24 protein-coding genes and 7 tRNA genes are annotated in these 26787 nt (G+C 56.7%); 29 read left to right on the top strand and 2 right to left on the bottom strand.

All coding sequences use genetic code 11. The features are described from left to right. Positions 1 to 55 precede the first annotated feature (55 nt). The 12 genes from nagA (at position 56) to IAE48_RS17805 (ending at position 6791) form a co-directional block, all read left to right on the top strand. Positions 56 to 1204: an N-acetylglucosamine-6-phosphate deacetylase gene (nagA, locus tag IAE48_RS17860; protein ID WP_094420475.1), complete on the top strand. Its 1149-nt coding sequence runs from the start codon at positions 56 to 58 to the stop codon at positions 1202 to 1204. Positions 1205 to 1213: 9 nt separating this feature from the next. Beyond that, positions 1214 to 2434, top strand: a complete 1221-nt coding sequence (locus IAE48_RS17855) for an N-acetylglucosamine repressor (RefSeq protein ID WP_042713659.1) — start codon at positions 1214 to 1216, stop codon at positions 2432 to 2434. A gap of 42 nt (positions 2435 to 2476) precedes the next feature. Continuing rightward, positions 2477 to 3229, top strand: coding sequence for an HAD-IIA family hydrolase (locus IAE48_RS17850; RefSeq protein ID WP_023479994.1), 753 nt, complete (start codon positions 2477 to 2479; stop codon positions 3227 to 3229). Between the two features lie 257 nt (positions 3230 to 3486). Further along, complete coding sequence (gene asnB / locus IAE48_RS17845; protein WP_200135159.1) at positions 3487 to 5151, top strand: asparagine synthase B; 1665 nt, start codon at positions 3487 to 3489, stop codon at positions 5149 to 5151. A gap of 219 nt (positions 5152 to 5370) precedes the next feature. Beyond that, positions 5371 to 5447, top strand: a tRNA-Met gene (locus IAE48_RS17840). Between the two features lie 9 nt (positions 5448 to 5456). Then, positions 5457 to 5541, top strand: a tRNA-Leu gene (locus IAE48_RS17835). A 23-nt stretch (positions 5542 to 5564) separates the two neighbouring features. Then, a tRNA-Gln gene (locus tag IAE48_RS17830) sits at positions 5565 to 5639 on the top strand. A 38-nt stretch (positions 5640 to 5677) separates the two neighbouring features. Beyond that, positions 5678 to 5752, top strand: a tRNA-Gln gene (locus IAE48_RS17825). A 28-nt stretch (positions 5753 to 5780) separates the two neighbouring features. Continuing rightward, positions 5781 to 5857: transfer RNA gene (locus IAE48_RS17820), tRNA-Met, on the top strand. 44 nt (positions 5858 to 5901) lie between these two features. Then, a tRNA-Gln gene (locus tag IAE48_RS17815) sits at positions 5902 to 5976 on the top strand. Between the two features lie 34 nt (positions 5977 to 6010). After that, a tRNA-Gln gene (locus tag IAE48_RS17810) sits at positions 6011 to 6085 on the top strand. A gap of 121 nt (positions 6086 to 6206) precedes the next feature. Beyond that, the gene (locus IAE48_RS17805; protein WP_200135158.1) at positions 6207 to 6791 is read left to right on the top strand and encodes a hypothetical protein; all 585 of its coding nucleotides are present in this window, start codon (positions 6207 to 6209) and stop codon (positions 6789 to 6791) included. Between the two features lie 34 nt (positions 6792 to 6825). Here IAE48_RS17805 and ubiF read toward each other — a convergent pair whose 3' ends face one another. Then, on the bottom strand, positions 6826 to 7998 hold the full coding sequence (ubiF, locus tag IAE48_RS17800) for a 3-demethoxyubiquinol 3-hydroxylase (RefSeq protein ID WP_200135157.1): 1173 nt from the start codon (positions 7996 to 7998) through the stop codon (positions 6826 to 6828). Between the two features lie 173 nt (positions 7999 to 8171). Here ubiF and miaB point away from each other — a divergent pair, with 173 nt between their 5' ends. From miaB to IAE48_RS17755, 9 genes are all read left to right on the top strand, one after another. After that, a complete protein-coding gene (gene miaB, locus IAE48_RS17795) occupies positions 8172 to 9596 on the top strand; it encodes a tRNA (N6-isopentenyl adenosine(37)-C2)-methylthiotransferase MiaB (protein WP_023480007.1) in 1425 nt (474 codons plus the stop codon). A gap of 141 nt (positions 9597 to 9737) precedes the next feature. Further along, positions 9738 to 10784 (top strand): PhoH family protein, encoded by a 1047-nt coding sequence (locus IAE48_RS17790; protein ID WP_023479981.1) that lies wholly within the window; start codon positions 9738 to 9740, stop codon positions 10782 to 10784. After that, a complete protein-coding gene (gene ybeY, locus IAE48_RS17785; RefSeq protein WP_094420479.1) occupies positions 10781 to 11248 on the top strand; it encodes an rRNA maturation RNase YbeY in 468 nt (155 codons plus the stop codon). The genes IAE48_RS17790 and ybeY overlap by 4 nt, the downstream gene beginning before the upstream one ends. A 103-nt stretch (positions 11249 to 11351) precedes the next feature. Beyond that, complete coding sequence (corC, locus tag IAE48_RS17780; RefSeq protein ID WP_124971495.1) at positions 11352 to 12230, top strand: CNNM family magnesium/cobalt transport protein CorC; 879 nt, start codon at positions 11352 to 11354, stop codon at positions 12228 to 12230. 5 nt (positions 12231 to 12235) lie between these two features. Then, positions 12236 to 13774 (top strand): apolipoprotein N-acyltransferase, encoded by a 1539-nt coding sequence (lnt, locus tag IAE48_RS17775; protein ID WP_200135156.1) that lies wholly within the window; start codon positions 12236 to 12238, stop codon positions 13772 to 13774. A 588-nt stretch (positions 13775 to 14362) separates the two neighbouring features. Further along, positions 14363 to 15283 (top strand): amino acid ABC transporter substrate-binding protein, encoded by a 921-nt coding sequence (locus tag IAE48_RS17770; protein WP_124969149.1) that lies wholly within the window; start codon positions 14363 to 14365, stop codon positions 15281 to 15283. Between the two features lie 158 nt (positions 15284 to 15441). After that, positions 15442 to 16182 (top strand): glutamate/aspartate ABC transporter permease GltJ, encoded by a 741-nt coding sequence (gltJ, locus tag IAE48_RS17765; RefSeq protein WP_023480005.1) that lies wholly within the window; start codon positions 15442 to 15444, stop codon positions 16180 to 16182. A 2-nt stretch (positions 16183 to 16184) separates the two neighbouring features. Continuing rightward, positions 16185 to 16859: a glutamate/aspartate ABC transporter permease GltK gene (gltK, locus tag IAE48_RS17760; protein WP_023479932.1), complete on the top strand. Its 675-nt coding sequence runs from the start codon at positions 16185 to 16187 to the stop codon at positions 16857 to 16859. Then, positions 16859 to 17584 (top strand): amino acid ABC transporter ATP-binding protein, encoded by a 726-nt coding sequence (locus IAE48_RS17755; protein ID WP_023479949.1) that lies wholly within the window; start codon positions 16859 to 16861, stop codon positions 17582 to 17584. The genes gltK and IAE48_RS17755 overlap by 1 nt, the downstream gene beginning before the upstream one ends. 42 nt (positions 17585 to 17626) lie before the next feature. Here the strand turns inward: IAE48_RS17755 and IAE48_RS17750 are convergent, their stop codons facing one another. Continuing rightward, positions 17627 to 18109 (bottom strand): zinc ribbon-containing protein, encoded by a 483-nt coding sequence (locus IAE48_RS17750; RefSeq protein WP_054804213.1) that lies wholly within the window; start codon positions 18107 to 18109, stop codon positions 17627 to 17629. Positions 18110 to 18342: 233 nt separating this feature from the next. Here IAE48_RS17750 and leuS point away from each other — a divergent pair, with 233 nt between their 5' ends. The 8 genes from leuS (at position 18343) to mrdA (ending at position 26787) form a co-directional block, all read left to right on the top strand. Then, positions 18343 to 20925 (top strand): leucine--tRNA ligase, encoded by a 2583-nt coding sequence (leuS, locus tag IAE48_RS17745; protein WP_200135155.1) that lies wholly within the window; start codon positions 18343 to 18345, stop codon positions 20923 to 20925. A gap of 14 nt (positions 20926 to 20939) precedes the next feature. Beyond that, positions 20940 to 21509 carry an LPS assembly lipoprotein LptE gene (lptE, locus tag IAE48_RS17740; protein WP_200135154.1) on the top strand — a complete coding sequence of 190 codons (570 nt, stop codon included), beginning with the start codon at positions 20940 to 20942 and terminating at the stop codon, positions 21507 to 21509. Then, on the top strand, positions 21509 to 22540 hold the full coding sequence (gene holA, locus IAE48_RS17735) for a DNA polymerase III subunit delta (RefSeq protein WP_094420483.1): 1032 nt from the start codon (positions 21509 to 21511) through the stop codon (positions 22538 to 22540). Before lptE ends, holA begins: the two co-directional genes overlap by 1 nt. After that, complete coding sequence (gene nadD / locus IAE48_RS17730) at positions 22533 to 23183, top strand: nicotinate-nucleotide adenylyltransferase (protein ID WP_200135153.1); 651 nt, start codon at positions 22533 to 22535, stop codon at positions 23181 to 23183. Before holA ends, nadD begins: the two co-directional genes overlap by 8 nt. Positions 23184 to 23208: 25 nt before the next feature. Next, positions 23209 to 23826 carry an adenosylcobalamin/alpha-ribazole phosphatase gene (locus IAE48_RS17725; protein ID WP_200135152.1) on the top strand — a complete coding sequence of 206 codons (618 nt, stop codon included), beginning with the start codon at positions 23209 to 23211 and terminating at the stop codon, positions 23824 to 23826. A 244-nt stretch (positions 23827 to 24070) separates the two neighbouring features. Then, entirely contained in the window at positions 24071 to 24388 is a 318-nt protein-coding gene (gene rsfS, locus IAE48_RS17720) for a ribosome silencing factor (protein ID WP_023479923.1), read from the top strand. 3 nt (positions 24389 to 24391) lie between these two features. Continuing rightward, positions 24392 to 24859 carry a 23S rRNA (pseudouridine(1915)-N(3))-methyltransferase RlmH gene (gene rlmH / locus IAE48_RS17715; RefSeq protein ID WP_200135151.1) on the top strand — a complete coding sequence of 156 codons (468 nt, stop codon included), beginning with the start codon at positions 24392 to 24394 and terminating at the stop codon, positions 24857 to 24859. Between the two features lie 26 nt (positions 24860 to 24885). After that, complete coding sequence (gene mrdA / locus IAE48_RS17710) at positions 24886 to 26787, top strand: peptidoglycan DD-transpeptidase MrdA (RefSeq protein WP_200135150.1); 1902 nt, start codon at positions 24886 to 24888, stop codon at positions 26785 to 26787.

Here is a 26787-nt window from a genome sequence, read left to right as displayed (position 1 = left end):
GTTTCCGCTTCGCAGGCCACTGCGGAGCGGCACTCATCGTTAACCGGGGGTTGTTATGTATGCTTTAACTCATTGCCGAATCTTCACCGGCCATGAAATTTTGGATGACCATGCGCTCGTTGTAGCCGATGGCCTGATTGAACGCCTTTGCCCACAGGCTGAGCTACCAGCGGATATTGAACAACGTTCGCTGAATGGTGCCCTCCTCGCCCCTGGTTTTATTGATGTGCAGCTCAACGGCTGCGGCGGCGTGCAGTTTAACGATACCGCCGAAGCTGTCAGCGTTGAGACGCTGGAGATCATGCAGCGCGCTAACGAGAAGTCCGGCTGCACCAGCTACCTGCCGACGCTGATTACCACCAGCGATGACCTGATGAAGCAGGGTGTGCAGGTGATGCGCGACTACCTGGCAAAATACCCGAACCAGGCGCTGGGCCTGCACCTGGAAGGGCCGTGGCTCAACATCATCAAGAAAGGGACCCACAATCCCGACTTCGTGCGCAAACCGGATGCGGCGCTGGTCGATTTCTTATGTCAAAACGCGGATGTGATCACAAAAATCACCTTAGCCCCCGAAGTGGCAGGATGTGAGGTGATCCGCAAGCTTGCCGACGCGGGGATTGTGGTTTCCGCCGGTCACTCCAACGCCACGCTGAACGAGGCGAAAGCCGGTTTCCGCGCCGGTATCACCTTCGCCACCCATCTTTATAATGCCATGCCGTACATCACCGGACGCGAGCCGGGGCTGGCGGGCGCCGTGCTTGATGACACAGATGTTTACTGTGGCGTGATTGCCGATGGGTTGCATGTCGACTACGTTAATATTCGCAATGCGAAGCGGCTGAAGGGGGACAAGCTCTGTCTGGTTACCGATGCAACCGCGCCCGCAGGTGCACATATTGATCAGTTCATTTTTGCTGGCAAAACAATATACTACCGGAATGGATTGTGCGTAGATGAAAACGGAACGCTGAGTGGGTCGGCCCTGACGATGATCGAAGGGGTGCGTAACCTGGTCGAGCATGTCGGTATTGCGCTCGACGAAGCGCTGCGTATGGCCACGCTCTACCCGGCTCGCGCCATTGGCGTTGACAAAAAGCTGGGCACTCTCGCCGCAGGCAAGGTGGCGAACCTGACCGCATTTACGCGTGATTATGAAATTATCAAGACCATCGTTAATGGTAACGAGGTCGCCACTGCATAAAGAGACGGTATGACATCAGGCGGACAAGCTCAAATTGGTAACGTTGACCTCGTAAAACAGCTTAACAGTGCGGCGGTTTACCGCCTGATTGACCAACACGGCCCCATCTCACGCATACAGATTGCCGAGCAGAGCCAGCTTGCACCCGCCAGCGTGACAAAAATCACGCGTCAGCTGATTGAACGCGGGCTGATCAAAGAAGTCGATCAGCAGGCCTCCACCGGGGGCCGCCGCGCCATCTCCATTATTACCGAAACCCGCAATTTTCAGGCCATCGGCGTGCGCCTCGGGCGCAACGACACCACCCTCACGCTCTACGATCTGAGCAGCAAGGTGCTGGCCGAAGAGCACTACCCGTTGCCGGAGCGCACCCAGGAGACGCTGGAGCACGCGCTGCTCAACACCATCAGCCAGTTTATCGACGCCAGCCAGCGTAAAATCCGCGAGCTGATCGCCATTTCGGTGATCCTGCCGGGGCTGGTCGATCCGGAGAGCGGCGTAATCCGCTATATGCCGCATATTCAGGTGGAGAACTGGGCGCTGGTTGAGGCGCTGGAAAAACGCTTCAAATTGACCTGTTTCGTTGGGCACGATATTCGCAGCCTGGCGCTGGCCGAGCACTATTTTGGCGCAAGCCAGGATTGTGAAGACTCCATTCTGGTGCGCGTGCACCGCGGCACCGGTGCCGGGATCATCTCCAGCGGCCGCATCTTTATCGGTCGCAACGGTAACGTCGGCGAAATTGGTCACGTGCAGGTAGAACCCCTCGGCGAACGATGCCACTGCGGTAACTTCGGTTGCCTGGAGACGATTGCCGCCAATGCCGCCATTGAGCAGCGAGTCCGCCATCTGTTACAGCAGGGTTATCAGAGCCGCCTGAAAGAGGAGGATTGCTCAATCAAGGCTATCTGCAAAGCCGCTAACAAAGGCGATGCGCTGGCCTGCGAAGTGATTGAGTACGTCGGGCGTCATCTCGGTAAAACTATCGCTATCGCCATTAACCTCTTCAACCCGCAAAAAGTGGTGATTGCCGGCGAGATCGTTGAAGCGGAAAAGATCCTGCTGCCCGCCATTGAAGCCTGTATTAACACGCAGTCACTGAAGGCGTTTCGCAAAAATCTGCCGGTTGTGCCCTCCACCCTCGATCACCGCTCTGCGATTGGCGCCTTCGCGCTGGTGAAACGGGCGATGCTGAACGGTCTGCTGCTCCAGCGGTTGCTGGAAAACTGACAGGGTTTATAGTTAACACTTATTTTTTTATCCGGACACTCCATGACCATTCAGAATGTAATCTGCGATATTGATGGCGTGCTGATGCACGATAACGTTGCCGTTCCCGGCGCTGCCGAGTTTGTTACCCGCATCCTTGAGAAAGAGATGCCGCTGGTATTGCTGACTAACTACCCTTCTCAGACCGGTCAGGATCTGGCTAACCGCTTTGCCTCGGCGGGAATTGATGTGCCCGCCAGCGTCTTTTACACCTCGGCGATGGCAACGGCAGACTTCCTCAAGCGCCAGGAGGGGAAAAAAGCCTATGTCGTCGGCGAAGGCGCACTGATTCATGAGCTTTATAAAGCTGGCTTTACCATTACCGACATCAACCCGGATTTTGTCATCGTCGGCGAAACCCGCTCCTATAACTGGGAGATGATGCACCGCGCGGCCTTCTTCGTCGCCAACGGCGCACGCTTTATCGCGACCAACCCGGACACGCACGGCCGCGGCTTCTACCCCGCCTGCGGCGCGCTCTGCGCGGGTATTGAGAAGATCTCTGGCCGCAAGCCCTTCTACGTTGGCAAACCGAGCCCGTGGATCATTCGCGCCGCGCTGAACACCATGCAGGCGCACTCGGAGCAGACGGTGATTGTTGGCGATAACCTGCGCACAGACATTCTGGCTGGCTTCCAGGCCGGCCTGGAGACCATCCTGGTGCTCTCCGGCGTCTCGCGGCTCGACGATATCGACAGCATGCCGTTCAGGCCATCGTGGATTTACCCCTCGGTCGCCGAAATTGATGTTATCTGAACGTAACCACGCCTTTGGGCGTGGTTTTTTATTTTTGCCGCCACAAAAAAACCGCTTCGTTTAATAAACACCGCTTAATTTTGAAGAATCATCAATAAACCAGCGCAATACATACGCAATTTTCAGCATTCATTAATCACCGTTGCACTTTTTCATTTCCTGCCGCTAAAAGGCTTGCGCCCTGCCCGTCTTTTGCGGCATTTTGGCTACAAGCACACAACATTACAGCAATGCCCTCAAGGTTAACGGAGAAGTCTATGTGTTCAATTTTTGGCGTACTGGATATCAAAACCGACGCAGGCGAATTACGTAAAAAAGCGCTCGAATTATCCCGTCTGATGCGCCACCGCGGCCCGGACTGGTCCGGCGTTTATGCCAGTGACAAAGCGATTCTCTCCCACGAGCGTCTGTCGATTGTCGACGTCAACGCCGGTGCACAGCCGCTCTATAACCAACAAAAAACACATGCGCTGGCCGTTAACGGTGAAATTTATAACCACCAGGCGCTGCGCGCAGAGTACGGCGACCGCTACGCCTTCCAGACCGGATCCGACTGCGAAGTGATCCTCGCGCTCTATCAGGAAAAAGGGCCAGCATTCCTTGACGAATTGCAGGGCATGTTTGCCTTCGTGCTTTACGACAGTGAACAGGATGCTTACCTGATTGGCCGCGACCATATCGGCATCATCCCGCTCTATATGGGCCATGACGAACACGGCAACCTCTATGTTGCTTCTGAAATGAAGGCGCTGGTGCCGGTTTGCCGCACCATTAAAGAGTTCCCCGCGGGCAGCTATCTGTGGAGCAAAGAGGGCGAAATCCGCTCCTACTATCAGCGCGACTGGTTCTCTTATGACGCCGTAAAAGATAACGTTACCGACAAAGAGGTGCTGCGCCAGGCGCTGGAAGATGCGGTGAAGAGCCACCTGATGTCCGACGTGCCCTATGGCGTGCTGCTCTCCGGCGGGCTGGACTCCTCGGTTATCTCTGCGATCACCAAAAAATTCGCCGCCCGCCGCGTGGAAGACCAGGAGAAATCAGAAGCCTGGTGGCCGCAGCTGCACTCTTTCGCCGTCGGCCTGAAGGGCGCGCCGGATCTGAAAGCGGCGCAGGAAGTGGCGAACCATCTCGGCACCGTGCACCATGAAATTCACTTCACCGTGCAGGAGGGTCTGGATGCGATCCGCGATGTGATCTATCACATTGAAACCTATGACGTAACCACCATTCGCGCCTCGACGCCGATGTATCTGATGTCGCGCAAAATCAAAGCGATGGGCATCAAAATGGTGCTCTCCGGCGAGGGCTCTGACGAAGTGTTTGGCGGCTATCTCTATTTCCATAAAGCGCCGGATGCCAAAGAGCTGCACGAAGAGACGGTACGTAAACTGCAGGCGCTGCATATGTTTGACTGCGCCCGCGCCAACAAAGCAATGTCCGCCTGGGGCGTGGAAGCGCGCGTGCCGTTCCTCGATAAAAACTTCCTCGACGTGGCGATGCGCATCAACCCGCAGGATAAGATGTGCGGCAGCAACGGTAAGATGGAAAAACATATCCTTCGCGAATGTTTTGAATCCTACCTGCCGGCAAGCGTGGCGTGGCGTCAGAAAGAGCAGTTCTCCGACGGCGTGGGCTACAGCTGGATCGACACCCTGAAAGAGGTGGCGGCGCAGCAGGTGACGGATCAGCAACTGGCGACCGCCAGCTACCGCTTCCCGTATAACACCCCTTCGTCGAAAGAGGCTTATCTGTACCGTGAAATCTTTGAAGAGCTGTTCCCGGTCGCCAGTGCCGCCGAGTGTGTGCCGGGCGGTCCGTCCGTAGCCTGTTCATCGGCTAAAGCATTCGAATGGGACGAAGCGTTCAAAACCATGAACGATCCATCGGGCCGCGCTATTGGTGTTCACCAGTCAGCCTACTGATGAGCGATGGTTATGCATACAGGCCCTGCGGGGCCTGTTGTTTTTGTGTCGCTGATTTCACGCAGAAAATCGTTTTTTGCTGAATAAAGCGACATGCTGTTCGCAACCTAACCAAACAGTCACATTCCGGCAATTTTCGATGAAAAAGGTGTTGACGCTCTCAGGCTCAATACGCATAATGCGCCCCGCAACGCCGATAAGGTAACGCGAAAAAAAGATGGCTACGTAGCTCAGCTGGTTAGAGCACAGCACTCATAATGCTGGGGTCACAGGTTCGATTCCCGTCGTAGCCACCATCTTTTTTTGCGGGAGTGGCGAAATTGGTAGACGCACCAGATTTAGGTTCTGGCGCCGCAAGGTGTGCGAGTTCAAGTCTCGCCTCCCGCACCATTCCCAAAGAAGCGTTGCACGGATGGGGTATCGCCAAGCGGTAAGGCACCGGTTTTTGATACCGGCATTCCCTGGTTCGAATCCAGGTACCCCAGCCATCTCTTCTTCGACTCCTGCGTGTTAACGCGTTAGTCGTTGGGGTATCGCCAAGCGGTAAGGCACCGGTTTTTGATACCGGCATTCCCTGGTTCGAATCCAGGTACCCCAGCCAGTCGATGACTGGGTAAGCAGTAAAATTTGGCTACGTAGCTCAGCTGGTTAGAGCACAGCACTCATAATGCTGGGGTCACAGGTTCGATTCCCGTCGTAGCCACCATATTCAAGGCGTAATGCTCAGGCATTAAACCGAAAAAGATTTGTTGGGGTATCGCCAAGCGGTAAGGCAGTGGATTCTGATTCCACCATTCCGAGGTTCGAATCCTCGTACCCCAGCCAACTTCAAAGACGTTTGTTCCGGCAAGCGCACTTTTGGGGTATCGCCAAGCGGTAAGGCAGTGGATTCTGATTCCACCATTCCGAGGTTCGAATCCTCGTACCCCAGCCAATCAAAACAAAAAAGCTCGCTTCGGCGGGCTTTTTTGTTTTCTGCCTCCTGACAATCAGTAGCTGTTAAGCGCCTGAACGGCATGCTAATTTGAGCCATCTTTCCCCCGTCGGTGCGCACCATGAATTACCAAACTACGGCTCTGTGGTTTTACTCTCCCTATCACCTGCTGCTGGTGTTCGCGGTTATTGCTGCAACATTTCTCGGCCTGACCGCGCCAATCCTCTATTTTCTGGTTATCGGGCTGCTGTTTCCGGTGCTGGTCTCCATGCGCCTGCATATCCTGAGCGAGAACGGCAAAGCAACGTTGATAAAAGAGCGCGAGGATTGGATGGTCTACGTGCAGGGGATTCCGGTGCATGAGAAGCGCGCCTCGCTGAAAAACCCCTGTTTCGCCACGCCTGAGCGGCTGCGCCAGTTTTTTATACGCGGTTTTATCGCAAGAGCGCTGATCCAACTCGCGGCCATCGCGATGTTGATCGACCAGGCACGCGCCAATCCGCTGGTGAGTTATGAAGGGCTGGCGGCGGGCACCATGCTGGTTCTGCTGCTGATACCGCTCTACCGCACAGCGCGCGCCATCAGCGACGTGCACGCAGGGAAATGGGCGTTACAGGAGATTGATGCGACAACAGGCTATCAGGCCTATTTCGTTGACAACAAACAGGTGAAGACGGCACTCGACAGGATGCTCTCGGTGCCGTAACAGTGTGCGCGAGCGGCCTGTCGCTCGCGCTTTCTTACAGGCCTAAGGCGTATTTCAGCGCCTGGCGTTTCAACCCTCCGGCGCGCTCTGCCGCCATCAGGCCAATATTGCGTAACACGCGCAGCGGGCCAAGATCGTTACTGAACCCGGCATAAAAGAGATCCATCCCGCTCTGCATAATGAAGTTATCCGCCCTGCGCCGCGTCTGGTAGCGTTGCAGTACCTCGCGGCTGGCCCAGGCTTCACCGTGGCTGCGGGCGCGCGACAGCACATCCAGCAGCGCATCAACGTCGCGATAACCAAGATTGACACCCTGCCCTGCCAGCGGATGAATGGTGTGCGCCGCATCGCCCACCAGCGCCAGCCCCGGCTGCACATATTTCAGCGCATGGCGACGCACCAGCGGGAACGACGCCGCAGAGACCGCTTTAACGCGCCCCAGCCGCGGCGGAAAGTTGCGGGCGATCTCCTGCTCCAGCTGCGTCATGGAGAGGGTCTGTAACTGGCGAATGCGCGCAGGCGTGTCGTACCACACCAGCGACGCCCAGCGATCATAAAGCGGTAAAAAGGCGTGCGGCCCGTTCGGCGTAAAGTGCTGCCAGGTCGACTCGCCCGCCTCCTGCTCACACTCGACGCTTATCAGCATGCAGGATTGATCATATTGCCAGGCGTGAATCCCGATCCCGGCCGACTGACGCACCCAGGAGTTGGCGCCATCCGCACCAATCAGTAGTTGTGCCGTTAACGTATCGCCATTTTCAAAACTTAGGGTTTGGCTGCCCTCACTGGCTTCACGCCCGCTCAGCGTCTCTGTGCTCAGCGTCACCTGCGGATGCGCCTGCAACGCTTTCCATAGGGCGTACTGCAGAACGCTGTTTTCCACCATATAGCCGAGCAGCGGCAGCTTCAGCTCGCTGGCGTCAAACAGCACATGCGCGTTTTCCCACTCCCACGTCTCCAGCTGTCGGTAGGGGTGGCAACGCATCGCCTCGATGCTCTCCCAGACGCCCAATCCGCGCAGCAGCTCGACCGAAGCGGCGCTGATCGCCGAGATGCGCACATCCGGCGGCGCGCTGGCATCAAAGGGCGCAGGAATCTGTTTATCAATTACCGTGACGGCAAAACCCTGTTGCGCCAGCCCTAACGCCAGCGCCCCGCCGACCATACCGCCGCCAACAATAGCGACCTCTGTGGAGTGATTTGTCATGGCGAAGTGTCCTTTTAGATGAATGGCCTAAGTCTACCGGATTTTTGCGCTCTTGCCGCCCCGCCAACCGTCATACTGGTCAGGGCGCAACCAAAGCATTACAATACGCGGCCTGCAATCCTGGCTTATACCCGTCATACTCCGGGTATACGAACTTACGCAAGAGCAAGTCGATGACAAAAAAACTCCATATTAAAACCTGGGGCTGTCAGATGAACGAATATGATTCATCAAAGATGGCCGATCTGCTGGATGCCACCCACGGCTATCAACTGACCGAGGTTGCGGAAGAAGCGGATGTGCTGCTGCTCAATACCTGCTCAATCCGCGAAAAAGCCCAGGAGAAAGTTTTCCATCAGTTGGGCCGCTGGAAGCTGCTGAAAGAGAAAAACCCGGAGCTGATTATTGGCGTCGGCGGCTGCGTGGCCTCGCAGGAGGGCGATCACATTCGCCAGCGCGCCCACTATGTCGACATCATTTTCGGGCCGCAGACCCTGCACCGTCTGCCGGAGATGATCAACTCCGTGCGCGGCAACCGCAGCCCGGTCGTCGATATCAGCTTCCCGGAAATTGAAAAATTCGACCGCCTGCCGGAGCCTCGCGCCGAAGGCCCGACCGCCTTTGTCTCGATCATGGAAGGGTGCAACAAATATTGCACCTACTGCGTGGTGCCTTACACCCGCGGCGAAGAGGTGAGCCGTCCTTCCGACGACATCCTGTTTGAGATCGCCCAACTGGCGGCGCAGGGTGTGCGTGAAGTGAACCTGCTTGGCCAGAACGTTAACGCCTGGCGCGGTGAAAATTATGATGGCACAACCGGCACTTTTGCCGATCTGCTGCGTCTGGTCGCCGCGATTGACGGTATTGACCGTATTCGCTTTACCACCAGCCACCCGATTGAGTTCACCGACGATATCGTTGATGTCTATCGCGATACGCCGGAGCTGGTGAGCTTCCTGCATCTGCCGGTGCAGAGCGGTTCCGACCGCGTACTGAACCTGATGGGACGTACCCATACCGCGCTGGAGTATAAAGCGATCATTCGTAAGCTGCGCGAGGCGCGTCCCGATATTCAGATCAGCTCCGACTTTATCGTCGGCTTCCCGGGCGAAACCACCGACGACTTTGAGAAGACCATGAAGCTGATTGCCGACGTCAATTTTGACATGAGCTACAGCTTTATCTTCTCTGCGCGTCCGGGCACCCCGGCTGCCGATATGGTTGACGACGTGCCGGATGAAGAGAAGAAGCAGCGTCTCTATATCCTGCAAGACCGTATTAACCAGCAGGCGATGGCCTGGAGCCGCCGCATGCTGGGCACCACGCAGCGTATTCTGGTGGAGGGTACTTCGCGTAAGAGCATCATGGAGTTGTCCGGTCGTACCGAGAACAACCGCGTGGTGAACTTCGAAGGCACGCCGGAGATGATCGGCAAGTTTGTCGACGTCGAGATCGTGGATGTTTATACCAACTCCCTGCGCGGCGTGCTGGTGCGTACCGAAGAGGAGATGGGGCTGCGCGTTGCGGAATCTCCGGCTTCGGTGATCGCCCGTACCCGTAAAGAGAACGAGCTTGGCGTAGGTACTTATCAGCCGTAAAACCTCAGGCCTGCCATTTCTGGCAGGCCTTGCTTTTCCCCGCGATCACCCCAACATGCTGTCTGATGCTTGCGACTTCTGGCTATGCCGTAAATACTTGCCAGAGAGACGCTATGGCGACACATATCAAAGAGGAACAGTTTGAACATAGATACGCGTGAAATCACCCTTGAGCCAGCGGACAACGCACGTCTGCTAAGTCTGTGCGGCCCGTTTGACGACAACATCAAACAACTGGAGCGGCGACTGGGCATCGAAATCAACCGCCGCGATAATCACTTCAAACTCACCGGACGCGAAATTTGCGTCAATGCGGCTGCCGATATTCTGCACACGCTGTATGTCGATACTGCGCCGATGCGCGGTCAGACCCAGGACATCGAGCCGAACCAGATCCATCTCGCGATCAAAGAAGCGCGCGTGCTGGAGCAGAGCGCCGAGAGCGTGCCGGAGTACGGTAAAGCGGTCAACATCAAGACCAAGCGCGGCGTAATTAAGCCACGCACGCCGAACCAGGCGCAGTACATCGCTAACGTGCTCGATCATGACATCACCTTCGGCGTTGGCCCGGCGGGTACGGGTAAAACCTACCTCGCAGTCGCAGCCGCCGTGGATGCGCTTGAGCGCCAGGAAGTGCGTCGCATTCTGCTGACCCGCCCGGCGGTGGAAGCGGGTGAAAAACTCGGCTTCCTGCCCGGCGATCTCAGCCAGAAGGTCGACCCTTACCTGCGCCCGCTCTATGACGCGCTGTTCGAGATGCTCGGCTTTGAGCGCGTTGAGAAGCTGATGGAGCGCAACGTCATTGAGGTCGCCCCGCTCGCCTATATGCGCGGTCGCACCCTGAATGATGCCTTTATCATTCTCGATGAGAGCCAGAACACCACCATCGAACAGATGAAGATGTTCCTGACGCGTATTGGCTTCAACTCGAAAGCGGTGATCACCGGCGACGTCACACAGATTGACCTGCCGCGCAGCACCAAATCGGGCCTGCGCCACGCTATCGAAGTGCTGGCGAATGTCGATGAGATCAGCTTCAACTTCTTCCACAGCGAAGACGTGGTGCGCCACCCGGTGGTAGCACGCATTGTTATCGCTTATGAAGCATGGGAAGAAGCGGAGCAGAAACGGAAAGCAGAACTGGCCGCCGAGCGTAAGCGCGAAGCCCAGGATCAGGAGCAGAAATGAGTCAGGTGATCCTCGATTTACAGCTGGCCTGCGAAGATAACAACGGCCTGCCGGATGAAGCGCAGTTTCAGGCGTGGCTGGATGCGGTGATCCCGCAGTTTCAGCCGGAAGCGGAAGTGACCATCCGTCTGGTCGACAGCGCAGAGAGTCACGAGCTGAACCTGACCTATCGCGGTAAAGATAAGCCGACCAACGTGCTCTCTTTCCCGTTCGAAGCGCCGCCCGGCATCGAAATGCCGCTGCTGGGCGACCTGATCATCTGCCGCCAGGTGGTTGAGCAGGAGGCGCTCGAACAGGTTAAACCCCTCGAAGCCCACTGGGCGCATATGGTGATCCACGGCAGCTTACACCTGCTGGGGTATGACCATATCGAGGATGAGGAAGCGGAAGAGATGGAAGGGATCGAGACAGAGATAATGCTTGCTCTGGGCTATGAGGATCCGTACATTTCCGAGAAGGAGTAGTCTGTGCGCCAGTTCGCTGGCGCATTGGCACAAAATGCCGTCCGGCGCTGAGTTTACGCGTGACGAGCGACAATTCAACCAACATGAGAACCCACACGACGCCATGAGCGACGATAACTCACACAGTAGCGACAACACCACCAGCAAAAAGGGATTCTTCTCCCTTTTACTCAGCCAGCTCTTTCACGGCGAACCGAAAAACCGTGATGAATTACTGGCTCTGATCCGAGACTCCGGGCAGAACGAGCTTATCGATGAAGATACGCGCGACATGCTCGAAGGGGTGATGGATATTGCGGACCAGCGCGTACGCGACATCATGATCCCCCGTTCACAAATGATCACCCTGAAACGCAACCAGACGCTGGACGAGTGTCTCGATGTCATTATCGAGTCTGCCCACTCGCGTTTCCCGGTCATTAGCGAAGACAAAGATCATATCGAAGGGATTCTGATGGCCAAGGATCTGCTGCCGTTTATGCGCAGCGATGCCGAAGCATTCAGCATGGAAAAAGTGTTACGCCCGGCAGTGGTGGTACCGGAGAGCAAGCGCGTTGACCGCATGCTCAAAGAGTTCCGTTCCCAGCGCTACCACATGGCTATCGTTATTGATGAGTTTGGTGGTGTCTCCGGTCTGGTCACTATCGAAGATATTCTTGAGCTGATCGTCGGCGAAATCGAAGATGAGTATGACGAAGAAGAGGATATCGATTTCCGCCAGCTGAGCCGTCACACCTGGACGGTGCGCGCGCTGGCGCCGATTGAAGACTTTAACGACACCTTCGGTACCCACTTCAGCGATGAAGAGGTCGATACCATTGGCGGTCTGGTGATGCAGGCGTTTGGTCACCTCCCCGCGCGCGGCGAATCTATCGACATTGATGGTTACCAATTCAAAGTCGCTATGGCAGACAGTCGACGTATTATTCAGGTCCATGTCAGAATGCCGGATGATTCTCCGCAACCGAAACTGGATGAGTAATGTAAATGGTATTTGCCGCCTTGTTTGAGCGCCAGCGCGTCCGTCTGCTGCTGGCGTTACTGTTCGGAGCCAGCGGAACGCTGGCTTTTTCACCTTATGACCTCTGGCCCGCCGCGCTTCTCTCCCTGATGGGCCTGCAGGGCTTAACCCTTAACCGCCGTCCGTTACAGGCCGCCTGGATTGGCTACGCCTGGGGGCTTGGCCTGTTTGGCAGCGGCGTGCACTGGGTCTATGTCAGCATCGCGCAATTTGGCGGCATGCCTGGCCCCATCAACGTCTTTATCGTCGCGCTGCTGGCGGCTTATCTCTCGCTCTATACCGGCCTGTTTGCCGGATTGCTCGCGCGCCTGTGGCCAAAAACCAGCTGGCTGCGCGTGGCAGTTGCCGCGCCGGTGGTGTGGCAGATCACCGAGTTCCTGCGCGGCTGGGTGCTGACCGGCTTCCCGTGGCTGCAGTTTGGCTACAGCCAGATTGACGGCCCGCTGAAAGGCCTGGCACCGGTGCTCGGCGTCGAGTCGATTAATATCCTGCTGATGGTGGTGAGCGGCCTGCTGGTGCTGGCGCTGGCAACCCGTAACTGGCGTCCGCTGGCGGCGGCGGTTGTGCTCTTCGCCCTCCCCTTCCCGCTGCGTTTTATTCAGTGGTATCAGCTGCTGCCGGATCGCACCACCCAGGTGACGATGGTGCAGGGCAATATTCCGCAGTCGATGAAGTGGGACGCGGGTGAGTTGCTCAATACGCTGAAGATTTATGCCGGAGCGACTGAGCAGGTGCTGGGCAAGTCGCAGCTGATTATCTGGCCGGAGTCGGCAATCCCGGATCTGGAGATTAATCAGCAGGGTTTTCTCAACCAGATGGATAAAACCCTGCGGGCGAACAATGCCACGCTGATCAGCGGTATTGTTGATGCGCGTCTCAATCAACAGAATCGCTACGACACTTACAACGCGGCAATTACGCTGGGGACCGGCAGCCCGTACAGCTATCGCTCAACGGATCGCTACAATAAAAATCACCTCGTGCCGTTTGGCGAGTTTGTGCCGCTGGAGTCGATTCTGCGACCACTCGCGCCCTTCTTCGATCTGCCAATGTCATCCTTTAGCCGCGGCTCTTATGTGCAGGCACCGCTGTCGGCTCATGGTTTAAAACTGACGGCGGCGATCTGCTACGAGATTATTCTCGGCGAGCAGGTGCGGGATAACTTCCGTCCGGACACCGATTTCCTGCTGACCATCTCCAACGATGCCTGGTTTGGTAAGTCGATTGGGCCATGGCAGCACTTCCAGATGGCGCGTATGCGTTCGCTGGAGCTGGCGCGCCCGCTGCTGCGCAGCACCAATAACGGCATTACCGCCGTGATTGGGCCGCGGGGGGAGATCCAGGCGATGCTGCCGCAGTTCACCCGCGAGGTGCTGACGGCGAAAGTAACGCCCACCAGCGGGTTAACGCCGTATGCGCGAATGGGTAACTGGCCGGTGTGGATTATCACGGTTCTGCTGGGCTTTGCCGCGCTGGTGTTGGGCCTGCGTCAACGCCGTCGTTAATTTCTGCCTTAGATTGCCGGATGGCGCTGTGCTTATCCGGCCTACAAAATTCCGCACTTCCCCGTAGGCCGGATAAGGCGTACGCCGCCATCCGGCAGTGGCCTCATATCTTTGCCGGATGGCGCTGCGCTTATCCGGCCTACAAAATTTCGCACTTCCCCGTACGCCGCCATCCGGCAGTGAACTCATACCTTTGCCGGATGGCGCTGCGCTTATCCGGCCTACAAATTTCGCACTTCCCCGTAGGCCGGATAAGGCGTAAGCCGCCATCCGGCAATTTCTTCTGCATCCACCAAACTGGCATGCCGCTTGCTTATATCTACCCCGTGACGACCAAATCTGCCCGTGCGTAAACGGGTCGCACCGGCAGGGATCGGTCGCAGCACTATTCTGGTGCAATGTGAGATTTTTGCCTCTAAACGGTGCGGCGCGCCTCGCAAAAATAAACAATACCGCAGCAAATTCTTTACATTAAGCCAGACTAAATGTAACAAACACACACGACACTGCACGAATATGTAGCAGCACATAACAACAACACAACGGGTATCACTGTGCTTTACGCACTGACGATAAAGGAGTCTGGATATGCAATTACGTAAACTGGCCGCCGCCATGCTGGTGATGGGACTGTCCGCCGGTCTGGCACACGCCGAAGAGGCGAAGCCTGCCGACGCAGCGGCTCAGCAATCGACGCTGGATAAAATTGCCAAAAACGGCGTTATCGTCGTCGGTCACCGTGAATCTTCCGTACCGTTCTCCTATTACGACAACACACAGAAAGTTGTCGGTTATTCACAAGACTACTCCAACGCTATCGTTGAAGCGGTGAAGAAGAAGCTCAACAAGCCGGATCTGGCCGTTAAGCTGATCCCGGTCACCTCGCAGAACCGCATTCCGCTGCTGCAAAATGGCACCTTCGACTTTGAGTGCGGCTCCACCACTAACAACGTCGAGCGCCAGAAACAGGCAGCCTTCTCTGACACCATTTTCGTGGTTGGCACCCGACTGCTGACCAAAAAAGGCGGCCCGATCAAAGATTTCGCCGACCTGAAAGGTAAAGCCGTGGTTGTTACCTCCGGCACCACCTCCGAGATCCTGCTTAACAAGCTGAACGACGAGAAGAAGATGGATATGCGCATCATCAGCGCGAAAGATCACGGCGACTCCTTCCGTACGCTGGAGAGCGGTCGCGCGGTGGCCTTTATGATGGATGATGCCCTGCTGGCCGGCGAGCGAGCGAAGGCGAAGAAACCGGATAACTGGGAGATCGTCGGCACGCCGCAGTCGAAAGAGGCTTATGGCTGTATGCTGCGTAAAAACGATCCGGAATTTAAAAAGCTGATGGATGAGACCATCGCGCAGTACCAGACCTCCGGTGCGGCGGAAAAATCGTTCACCAAGTGGTTTAAAAACCCGATTCCACCGAAAAACATGAACCTGAACTTCGATCTTTCTGACGACATGAAAGCGCTGTTCAAAGAACCGAATGACAAAGCTCTGAACTAATTACAACCATTAGGGGCGGGTTTACCTGCCCTCTCGATTGTCGAAGCTGCACGGACAGACTATGCGTTGAGTGGCCGTTCCCCACTCAGCGTGAACATTCGCACTTCACACAATCTTCGAGGGTAGCGCTGCTACCCTTTTTTTTCTGGAGTAGATTTATGTCCATAGACTGGAACTGGGGAATATTCCTGCAACAGGCCCCGTTCGGCAACACCACCTATCTTGGCTGGTTATGGAGCGGTTTTCAGGTCACCATCGCCCTGTCGGTGACGGCCTGGATTATCGCCTTCCTGGTCGGCTCTCTGTTTGGCATCCTGCGCACCGTTCCCAACCGCTTCCTCTCCGGGATCGGCACCTTATATGTGGAACTGTTCCGTAACGTGCCGCTGATTGTGCAGTTCTTTACCTGGTATCTCGTGGTGCCGGAGCTGCTGCCGGAAGATATCGGCATGTGGTTTAAAGCGGAGCTGGATCCCAACATCCAGTTCTTCCTCTCGTCAATGGTCTGCCTTGGGCTGTTTACTGCCGCTCGCGTCTGCGAGCAGGTGCGCGCCGCGATCCAGTCGCTGCCGCGCGGGCAGAAGAACGCCGGGCTGGCGATGGGCCTGACGCTGCCGCAAACCTACCGCTACGTGCTGCTGCCGAATGCCTACCGCGTGATCGTTCCGCCGATGACCTCCGAGATGATGAATCTGGTGAAAAACTCGGCCATCGCTTCGACCATTGGTCTGGTGGATATGGCGGCGCAGGCGGGCAAGCTGCTCGATTACTCCGCCCACGCATGGGAATCTTTTACCGCCATTACCCTCGCTTACGTGGTGATTAACGCCGTGATTATGCTGGTGATGAACCTGGTTGAACGCAAAATCCGCCTGCCGGGCAATATGGGAGGCAAATAACGATGTATGAGTTTGACTGGAGTTCAATCGTCCCTTCCCTCCCCTATCTGTGGGCGGGATTGCTGGTGACGCTGAAAATCACCGCCATCGCCATTGTGTTCGGTATCGTCTGGGGCACGCTGCTGGCAGTGATGCGTCTGTCGACCTTCGCGCCGCTGCGCTGGTTCGCGAAAAGCTACGTTAACGTCTTCCGCTCGATTCCACTGGTGATGGTGCTGCTGTGGTTCTATCTGATCGTGCCGGGTTTCCTGCAAAACGTGCTGGGCCTGTCGCCGAAAACCGATATCCGGCTTATCTCCGCGATGGTCGCCTTCTCGATGTTTGAGGCGGCGTACTACTCGGAGATTATCCGCGCCGGGATCCAGAGTATCTCCCGCGGGCAGTCGAGCGCGGCGCTGGCGCTCGGCATGACGCACTGGCAGTCGATGAAGCTGATTATTCTGCCGCAGGCGTTTCGCGCCATGGTACCGCTGCTGCTTACCCAGGGCATCGTCTTATTCCAGGACACCTCGTTAGTGTATGTCCTGAGCCTGGCGGATTTCTTCCGCACGGCCTCCACGATTGGCGAGCGTGACGGTACGCAGGTCGAAATGATCCTGTTTGCTGGCGCTGTCTATTTTGTTATTAGTTTGAGTGCTTCGCTGTTGGTCAGCTGGCTGAAGAAAAGGACCGTCTAATGATTTCCCTGAAAAATGTTTCGAAATGGTATGGCCACTTTCAGGTGTTGACCGACTGCTCCACCGAAGTGAAAAAGGGCGAGGTGGTGGTAGTTTGCGGCCCGTCGGGTTCCGGTAAATCGACGCTGATCAAAACCGTCAATGGCCTTGAGCCAGTACAGAAAGGCGAGATCCTGGTAAATGGCACCAAAGTGAATGACAAGAAGACCAACCTCGCAGAGCTGCGCTCCCACGTCGGGATGGTCTTCCAGCACTTTGAGCTCTTCCCGCACCTGTCGATTATCGAAAACCTGACGCTGGCGCAGGTGAAAGTGCTGAAACGCGATAAAGCGGCGGCGCGCGACAAAGGGCTGAAGCTGCTGGAGCGCGTTGGGCTGACGGCACACGCCAATAAGTTTCCGGCACAGCTCTCCGGCGGTCAGCAGCAGCGCGTGGCGATTGCCCGTGCGCTCTGCATGGATCCGGTAGCGATGCTGTTTGATGAACCGACATCGGCGCTCGACCCGGAGATGATCAACGAAGTGCTGGACGTGATGGTCGAACTGGCTAACGAAGGGATGACGATGATGGTGGTAACCCACGAAATGGGCTTCGCCCGTAAAGTGGCGAACCGCGTGATCTTTATGGATGAAGGGAAAATCGTCGAAGACTCGGAGAAGGATGCCTTCTTTAACGATCCGAAATCGGATCGCGCAAAAGACTTCCTCGCCAAGATCCTGCATTAATCCCCTTACGCCTGCCCGCGCGATGTGGGCAGGCGCTGGCTGTTAAGGTTCGAACGGACGGCGCTGGAACTGATCGTGGCCGCATTTCGGGCATAACGGCAGCACATCCGGCGTGTAGACCGCCAGATGGAAATGGCACTTCTCGCAAACCAGGTTCCCCAGCCCGACTACCTCTCCGCTGTGATAGACTCCGTGGTGGTTCAGATCCTGAAATACCTCGCGCCACTCCAGCTGGGTTTTATCGGTAATATCCGCCAGCTCCTGCCAGATGCTCTCTTTAATCACCCGCATAAAGACGCCGTCGGTGACCTCACTCTGGCTTTCGTTGTAGCTGCGGGCGAACTCTTCCAAATCGCGACGAATGGCGCGCATTAACTCATCCGTCTCGGTTCGCGTTAACTCACCGGTCTGTGTGACCCTCAGGCGAGCCTGTTCAACCAATGCGTCAATATCGCGATCGCCATTACGCAGGCGCTCGGTCAGTGAAGCGACCAGTTCACGGTAAAATTGCGCAACCTTGTTCATCGTTTCGCCTCCGGTTAAGTGATTCATTTTAATGATAGACGTTAATTTCCCCCGCCTCTGCCGAGCCGTCTGTTGCGTGATGAAAAAGTGATGTGGCGCAGAGAAGGGCTATTTCACCAGCGCTTTTCGGAAAGGCTGTTTTGAGGCTGGCGTTTGGGCTATGCTATGCCGACTAAAAACCACCTATTAACGCTACATTTGTAGCTGTAGCAAAAACAGGACTACTGGCTGCCATGCAAGAGCAATACCGCCCGGAAGAGATAGAATCCACCGTACAGCGTCACTGGGAAGAAAAGCGCACATTCGAGGTCACCGAAGACGAGAGCAAAGAGAAATACTATTGCCTGTCGATGCTTCCCTATCCTTCTGGCCGACTACACATGGGCCACGTCCGTAACTACACCATTGGCGATGTGATCGCCCGCTACCAGCGCATGCTGGGTAAAAACGTGCTGCAGCCGATTGGCTGGGATGCGTTTGGCCTGCCGGCTGAAGGCGCCGCGGTGAAAAACAAAACCGCCCCTGCACCGTGGACCTACGACAATATCGCCTACATGAAAAACCAGCTCAAAATGCTGGGCTTCGGCTACGACTGGAGCCGTGAAGTGGCGACCTGCACCCCGGAATATTACCGCTGGGAACAAAAATTCTTCACCGAGCTCTATAAAAAAGGGCTGGTCTACAAAAAAACCTCTGCGGTGAACTGGTGCCCGAATGACCAGACCGTACTCGCTAACGAACAGGTTATCGACGGCTGCTGCTGGCGCTGTGATACCAAAGTTGAGCGTAAAGAGATCCCGCAGTGGTTTATCAAAATCACCGCCTATGCCGACGAGCTGCTGAACGATCTGGATAAACTGGATCACTGGCCGGATACCGTGAAAACGATGCAGCGTAACTGGATCGGCCGTTCTGAAGGGGTGGAGATCACCTTTGATGTGCAGAACAGCGATGAGAAGCTGACCGTTTACACCACCCGCCCGGACACCTTTATGGGTGTGACCTATCTGGCCGTTGCCGCTGGTCACCCGCTGGCGCAGCAGGCTGCCCAGAGCAACCCGGAGCTGGCGAGCTTTATCGATGAATGCCGCAACACCAAAGTCGCGGAAGCCGAAATGGCGACGATGGAGAAAAAAGGCGTCGATACCGGCCTGAAAGCGATTCATCCGCTGACCGGCGAAGCGATTCCGGTCTGGACGGCGAACTTTGTGCTGATGGAGTACGGCACCGGCGCGGTGATGGCCGTACCGGGTCACGACCAGCGCGACTACGAATTTGCCAGCAAATATCAGCTGAATATCAAACCGGTCATCCTGAACGCCGACGGCAGCGAGCCGGATCTCAGCGCCCAGGCGCTGACCGAAAAAGGCGTGCTGTTTAACTCCGGCGAGTTTGACGGTCTCGACTTCAACGCCGCTTTTAACGCCATTGCTGACAAGCTGGCAGAGAAAGGCGTCGGTGAGCGTAAGGTGAACTTCCGTCTGCGCGACTGGGGCGTTTCCCGTCAGCGTTATTGGGGCGCCCCCATCCCGATGGTGACCCTTGAAGATGGCACCGTGATGCCGACGCCAGAAGACCAACTGCCAGTGATCCTGCCGGAAGATGTGGTGATGGACGGCATTACCAGCCCGATCAAAGCCGATCCGGAGTGGGCGAAAACCACCGTGAACGGCCAGCCTGCGCTGCGCGAAACAGATACTTTCGACACCTTTATGGAGTCCTCCTGGTACTACGCGCGCTACACCTGCCCGCAGTACAACGAAGGGATGCTGGATCCGAACGCGGCGAACTACTGGCTGCCGGTTGATATCTATATCGGCGGTATCGAACACGCCATCATGCACCTGCTCTACTTCCGCTTCTTCCACAAGCTGATGCGCGATGCGGGCATGGTCAACTCTGACGAACCAGCCAAACAGCTGCTGTGTCAGGGTATGGTGCTGGCAGATGCCTTCTACTACCTCGGCGAAAGCGGCGAGCGTAACTGGGTGTCACCGAAAGAAGCTATCGTCGAGCGTGACGAGAAAGGCCGTATCGTGAAAGCGACCGATGCCGCGGGCCATGAGCTGGTCTACACCGGTATGAGCAAGATGTCGAAGTCGAAAAACAACGGCATCGACCCGCAGGAGATGGTAGAGCGTTACGGCGCGGATACCGTGCGCCTGTTTATGATGTTCGCCTCCCCGGCAGATATGACGCTGGAGTGGCAGGAGTCCGGCGTGGAAGGGGCAAACCGCTTCCTGAAACGCGTCTGGAAACTGGTCTACGAACACACTGCCCTGGGTGCCGTTGCGCCGCTGGATCTGGCTGCGCTGAATGACGATCAGCAGGCGCTGCGCCGCGATGTGCATAAAACCATCGCCAAAGTCTCCGATGATATCGGCCGTCGTCAGACCTTCAACACCGCCATCGCGGCGATCATGGAGTTGATGAACAAGCTGGCGAAAGCGCCGCAGGAGAGCGAGCAGGATCGCGCTCTGATGCAGGAAGCGCTGCTGGCCGTGGTGTGTATGCTCAACCCGTTCACCCCGCACGCCAGCTTCACGCTGTGGCAGGAGCTGGGCGGCGAAGGCGACATCGATAACGCGCCGTGGCCGGTTGCCGACGAGAAAGCGATGGTTGAGAACACCACGCTGGTGGTAGTTCAGGTCAACGGCAAAGTGCGCGGTAAAATTACCGTCGCCGTCGATGCGACAGAAGAACAGGTTCGTGAACGCGCAGGCCAGGAGCACCTGGTGGCGAAATATCTTGAGGGCGTTACCGTACGTAAAGTGATTTATGTACCGGGCAAACTGCTCAATCTGGTCGTTGGTTAAGCGCGGGAGGAAGCGTGCGATATCTGGCAACACTGTTCGTAACCCTGGCGGTGCTGGTCACCGCTGGATGTGGCTGGCATCTGCGCAACACAACTCAGGTGCCGCCGGAAATGAAAACGATGATCTTTAACTCCGGCGATCCAAATGGACCGCTGAGCCGCGCTATCCGTAGCCAGCTGCGCCTCAATGGCGTCACGCTGCTGGATGAGAGCACAACGCGACAGGATGTGCCGTCGCTGCGTCTGGGCTCGGTGTTTATGGGGAATGATACTGCATCCGTGTTCCAGAATGGTCAGGCTGCAGAGTATCAGATGGTGCTGACTGTTACCGCATCGGTGCTGATCCCGGGTCACGATATCTATCCGATCAGCACCAAAGTGTACCGGTCATTCTTCGATAACCCGCAGAAGGCGCTGGCAAAAGCGGCCGAGCAGGAAATTATCGTTCAGGAGATGTACAACAAAGCCGCAGAGCAGCTGATTCGCCAGTTGCCGAGCGTGCGCACGGCGGACGAAAAAAACACGCAAAATGAGATATCTTCATCCTCACGCGTGAAGCCCGCCCCGGCAACGCCAGGTAGCTAATGCTCAGGCTTTATCCGGAACAACTCCGCGCGCAGCTCAATGAAGGGCTGCGCGCGGCCTATCTGCTGCTCGGTAACGACCCGTTACTGCTGCAAGAGAGCCAGGATGCAGTGCGGCAGGTTGCCGCTACGCAAGGCTTCACGGAACACCACACCTTTTCGCTTGATGCCAGCACCGACTGGGATGCCATCTTCTCTATTTGCCAGGCGCTGAGCCTGTTCGCCAGCCGACAAACCCTGCTGTTACAGCTGCCGGATAACGGCCCGAACGCCGCGATGAACGAACAGCTGGCAAAGCTGGTTGGCCTGCTGCATGAGGATCTGATCCTGATTGTGCGCGGCAATAAGCTTACCAAAGCGCAGGAGAACGCTGCCTGGCTTAGCCAGCTTAATACGCAGGTGGTGCAGGTCAGTTGCCAGACGCCCGAACAGGCGAACCTGCCACGCTGGGTGGCAGCACGGGCAAAACAGAACAAACTGGAACTGGACGACGCCGCCAATCAACTCCTCTGCTACTGCTACGAGGGGAATTTGCTGGCGCTGGCGCAGGCGCTCGAACGCCTGGCGCTGCTGTGGCCCGATGGCAAGCTCACCCTGCCCCGCGTCGAGCAGGCGGTTAATGATGCCGCGCACTTCACACCGTTTCACTGGGTCGATGCCCTGCTGGCCGGTAAGAGCAAGCGCGCGTTGCATATTCTGACCCAGCTGCGGCTGGAGGCGTGCGAGCCGGTGATCCTGCTGCGTACCGTGCAACGCGAGCTGCTGCTGCTGGTCACGCTGAAACGCCAGATGACGCAGATGCCGCTGCGCGCGCTGTTTGATAAGCACCGGGTGTGGCAAAACCGCCGCGGCACCACCACGGAGGCGCTGAACCGGCTGAGTGCCGATCAGCTTCGCCAGGCAGTGCATCTGCTGAGCCGTATTGAGCTGATCGTCAAGCAGGATTACGGTCAGTCGGTCTGGGCGGAGCTGGAGGGGCTCTCTCTGCTACTCTGTCACAAAGCCCTCGCTGACATCTTTATTGATGGTTGATATGAAACAGTTACAAGCGCTGTTTGGCGGCACCTTCGATCCTGTCCATTACGGTCACCTGAAACCGGTGGAAGCGCTGGCAAATCTTATTAGCCTGTCAAAAGTGACGATCATGCCCAATAATGTGCCGCCCCATCGCCCGCAGCCGGAGGCGAACAGCCAGCAGCGCAAAACCATGGTCGAGCTGGCAATCGCTGATAAACCGCTCTTCACCCTTGATGAGCGTGAACTGATGCGCGATGAGCCCTCCTACAGCGCGGATACGCTGCAGGCGTGGCGGCAGGAGTCTGGCGAGCAGGCTCCGCTGGCATTTATTATTGGCCAGGACTCGCTGCTCACTTTCCATAGCTGGCATCGCTACGACACCATTCTTGATAACTGCCACCTGATTGTCTGCCGCCGCCCGGGTTATGCCCTCACGATGCGCGAAGAGGCACACCAGCGCTGGCTGGACGCACACCTTACAACCCGCGTAGAGGATCTGCACACTCTGCCCGCCGGTAAAATCTATCTTGCCGAAACGCCGTGGTTTGATATCTCCGCCACGCGTATTCGCCAGCGGCTGGCGCACGATGAGCCGTGCGACGATCTGCTGCCTGCTGCCGTGCTTGAGTACATCCATCAGCAGGGCCTCTACCGCTAAACCGCGCGATCAACAGGAGAAGTGTATGCGACTCTGGTTAATACGCCACGGCGAGACTGAAGCGAACGTGGCCGGGCTCTACAGCGGACATGCCCCGACGCCCTTAACGCCAAAAGGATTAGCCCAGGCGCAAACCCTTCACGACCTGCTCCACGCCGTGCCCTTCGATTATGTGCTCTGCAGCGAACTGGATCGCGCCCGGCAGACAGCTGCGCGCGTGCTGGCATCGCGCGATATCGAAACTCACACCACGCCCCTGCTCAATGAGATGTTTTTTGGCGACTGGGAGATGCGCCACCACCGCGATTTAACGCACGACGATCCCGAGCGCTACGCCGCATGGTGTACCGACTGGCAGCATGCGGTTCCGACTAATGGTGAAGGTTTTCAGGATTTTTCGGCCAGGGTCGAGCGCGTGGTGACGCTGTTGCAGGATCTGAAACAGACGCAGAAAAATGTGCTCATCGCCAGCCATCAGGGGGTTATCAGCCTGCTGATTGCCCGTTTATTGAGTATGCCCGCCTCGTCGCTGTGGCATTTCCATATCGATCAGGGCTGCTGGAGCCGGGTGGATCTGCGCGACGATTTTGCCACGCTGCGGGTGCTAAACAGCCGTGCGGTCTGGCATCCTGACGATAAGTAGCCGCTTTTTCATCCATCTTTTAAGCTGTAGTGATTCGGTGATTGACAGGACCCCGCAGGCTGCTATTCTCCGCGCGCAGAAATTGTTTTACAAAATTGGCGATGCAATCGCGCGGCCAGGATGGGATGATAGCCCACTTTTCATGTCGCGAAGCCTGGACTTTTGTCCCGACATTCGCCGTCTTTCAGGTATAATGTCAGGCTGTTTATGACCAGTACATTTTTTACTCACCCAGGGGGAACACTTGCAGGGTAAAGCACTCCAGGATTTTGTTATCGACAAAATTGACGACCTGAAAGGTCAGGACATCGTCGCCATTGACGTTCAGGGCAAATCGAGCATCACCGATTGCATGATCGTCTGTACCGGCACTTCAAGCCGCCATGTTGCTTCTATCGCGGATCACGTGGTTCAGGAGTCCCGCGCCGCGGGCATGCTGCCACTGGGCGTAGAGGGTGAAAGCGCCGCCGATTGGGTGGTCGTTGATCTGGGCGACGTCATGGTCCATGTCATGCAGGAAGAGAGCCGTCGTCTGTACGAGCTGGAAAAACTCTGGGGTTAATGCGTGAAGCTGCAACTCGTCGCCGTCGGCACAAAAATGCCGGACTGGGTACAGACAGGTTTTACCGAGTATCTGCGCCGTTTTCCGAAAGATATGCCGTTTGAGCTGGTGGAAATTCCCGCCGGCAAGCGCGGCAAGAACGCGGATATCAAGCGCATCCTCGATAAAGAGGGTGAACTGATGCTGGCCGCCGCCGGCAAAAACCGCATCGTCACCCTTGATATCCCCGGCAAACCGTGGGATACGCCGCAGCTGGCATATGAGCTGGAGCGCTGGAAGCAGGACGGACGCGATGTCAGCCTGCTGATCGGCGGCCCGGAAGGGTTGTCTCCCGCCTGCAAAGCGGCAGCTGAACAAAGTTGGTCGCTCTCTGCGTTGACACTTCCTCACCCGCTGGTGCGTGTGCTGGTTGCCGAAAGCCTGTATCGCGCATGGAGTATCACGACCAACCATCCTTATCACCGTGAGTAACGAGTCTTAGGCGGATTTAGCAGCGGATGAAATTACAGAACTCTTTTCGCGACTATACGGCTGAGTCCGCGCTGTTTGTGCGCCGGGCAGTAGTCGCTTTTACGGGGATATTGCTGCTTTCCGGCGTGCTGATCGCCAACCTTTATAACCTGCAAATCGTCCGCTTTGCGGACTATCAAACCCGCTCCAACGAAAACCGCATCAAACTGGTGCCCATCGCGCCCAGTCGCGGCATTATTTACGATCGCAACGGCACGCCGCTGGCGCTGAACCGCACCATCTACCAGGTGGAGATGATGCCGGAGAAGGTCGATAACGTGCAGCAAACCCTCGACGCGCTGCGCGATGTGGTCGATCTGAACGATGACGATATCGCCAACTTCAAAAAGGAGCGCGCGCGCTCGCACCGCTTTACCTCGATTCCGGTGAAAACCAACCTCACGGAAGTGCAGGTGGCGCGCTTCGCCGTCAACCAGTACCGTTTTCCCGGCGTGGAAGTAAAAGGCTATAAACGCCGCTACTACCCCTATGGTTCTGCGTTAACCCACGTTATCGGCTACGTGTCGAAAATCAACGATAAAGACGTCGAGCGGCTGGATAAAGATGGCAAGCTTGCCAACTATGCCGCAACCCACGATATCGGCAAGCTTGGCATCGAGCGCTACTACGAAGATGTGCTGCACGGCCAGACCGGTTATGAAGAAGTGGAAGTGAACAACCGGGGCCGCGTGATCCGCCAGCTGAAAGAGGTGCCGCCACAGGCGGGACACGATATCTACCTGACGCTCGATCTTAAGCTGCAGCAGTATATTGAAACCCTGCTCGCCGGCAGCCGTGCGGCGGTCGTGGTGACCGATCCGCGCACCGGCAGTATCCTGGCGCTGGTCTCAACGCCGAGTTACGACCCGAACCTGTTTGTGGATGGTATCTCCAGCAAGGATTACTCCGGGCTGCTCAATGACCCGAACACGCCGCTGATTAACCGCGCCACCCAGGGCGTCTACCCGCCAGCGTCAACGGTTAAGCCTTATGTCGCGGTCTCCGCGCTCAGCGCCGGGGTGATCACCCGCAATACCAGCCTGTTCGATCCCGGCTGGTGGCAGCTTCCGGGTTCCGAAAAACGGTATCGCGACTGGAAAAAATGGGGACACGGGCATCTGAATGTCACCAAATCCCTGGAAGAGTCCGCCGATACCTTCTTCTACCAGGTTGCTTACGACATGGGCATCGATCGGCTCTCCGAGTGGATGAGCAAGTTCGGTTACGGCCACTACACCGGCATCGACCTTTCGGAAGAGCGCTCCGGCAACATGCCAACCCGCGAATGGAAACTGAAGCGCTTCAAGAAACCCTGGTATCAGGGCGATACCATCCCGGTCGGCATCGGCCAGGGGTACTGGACCGCGACGCCGATCCAGATGAACAAAGCGATGATGACGCTGATTAATGACGGCATCGTAAAAGTGCCGCACCTGCTAATGAGCACCGTCGAGGATGGCAAAAAAGTGCCGTGGAAGCAGCCCACACAGCCACCGGTGGGTGATATTCACTCCGGCTACTGGGAGATTGCCAAAGATGGCATGTATGGCGTCGCGAACCGCCCTAACGGCACCGGTCACAAATATTTTGCCAACGCGCCTTACAAAGCGGCGGCGAAATCGGGTACCGCGCAGGTCTTCGGCCTGAAGGCGAACGAAACCTATAACGCCCACCGTATTGCCGAGCGTCTGCGTGACCATAAATTGATGACCGCTTTCGCCCCGTACGACAATCCGCAGGTCGCCGTCGCCATGATTCTGGAAAACGGCGGCGCAGGTCCGGCCGTGGGTACCATCATGCGGCAGATCCTCGACCACATTATGCTTGGCGACAACAACACCGAATTGCCGGCGGAAAACCCCTCCACGGCCGCGGCAGAGGACCAATAA

It is taken from the genome of Kosakonia sp. S57 (assembly GCF_016516575.1).
GTDB lineage: Bacteria > Pseudomonadota > Gammaproteobacteria > Enterobacterales > Enterobacteriaceae > Kosakonia > Kosakonia cowanii.
This window is presented reverse-complemented; position numbering and strand designations above follow the sequence as displayed.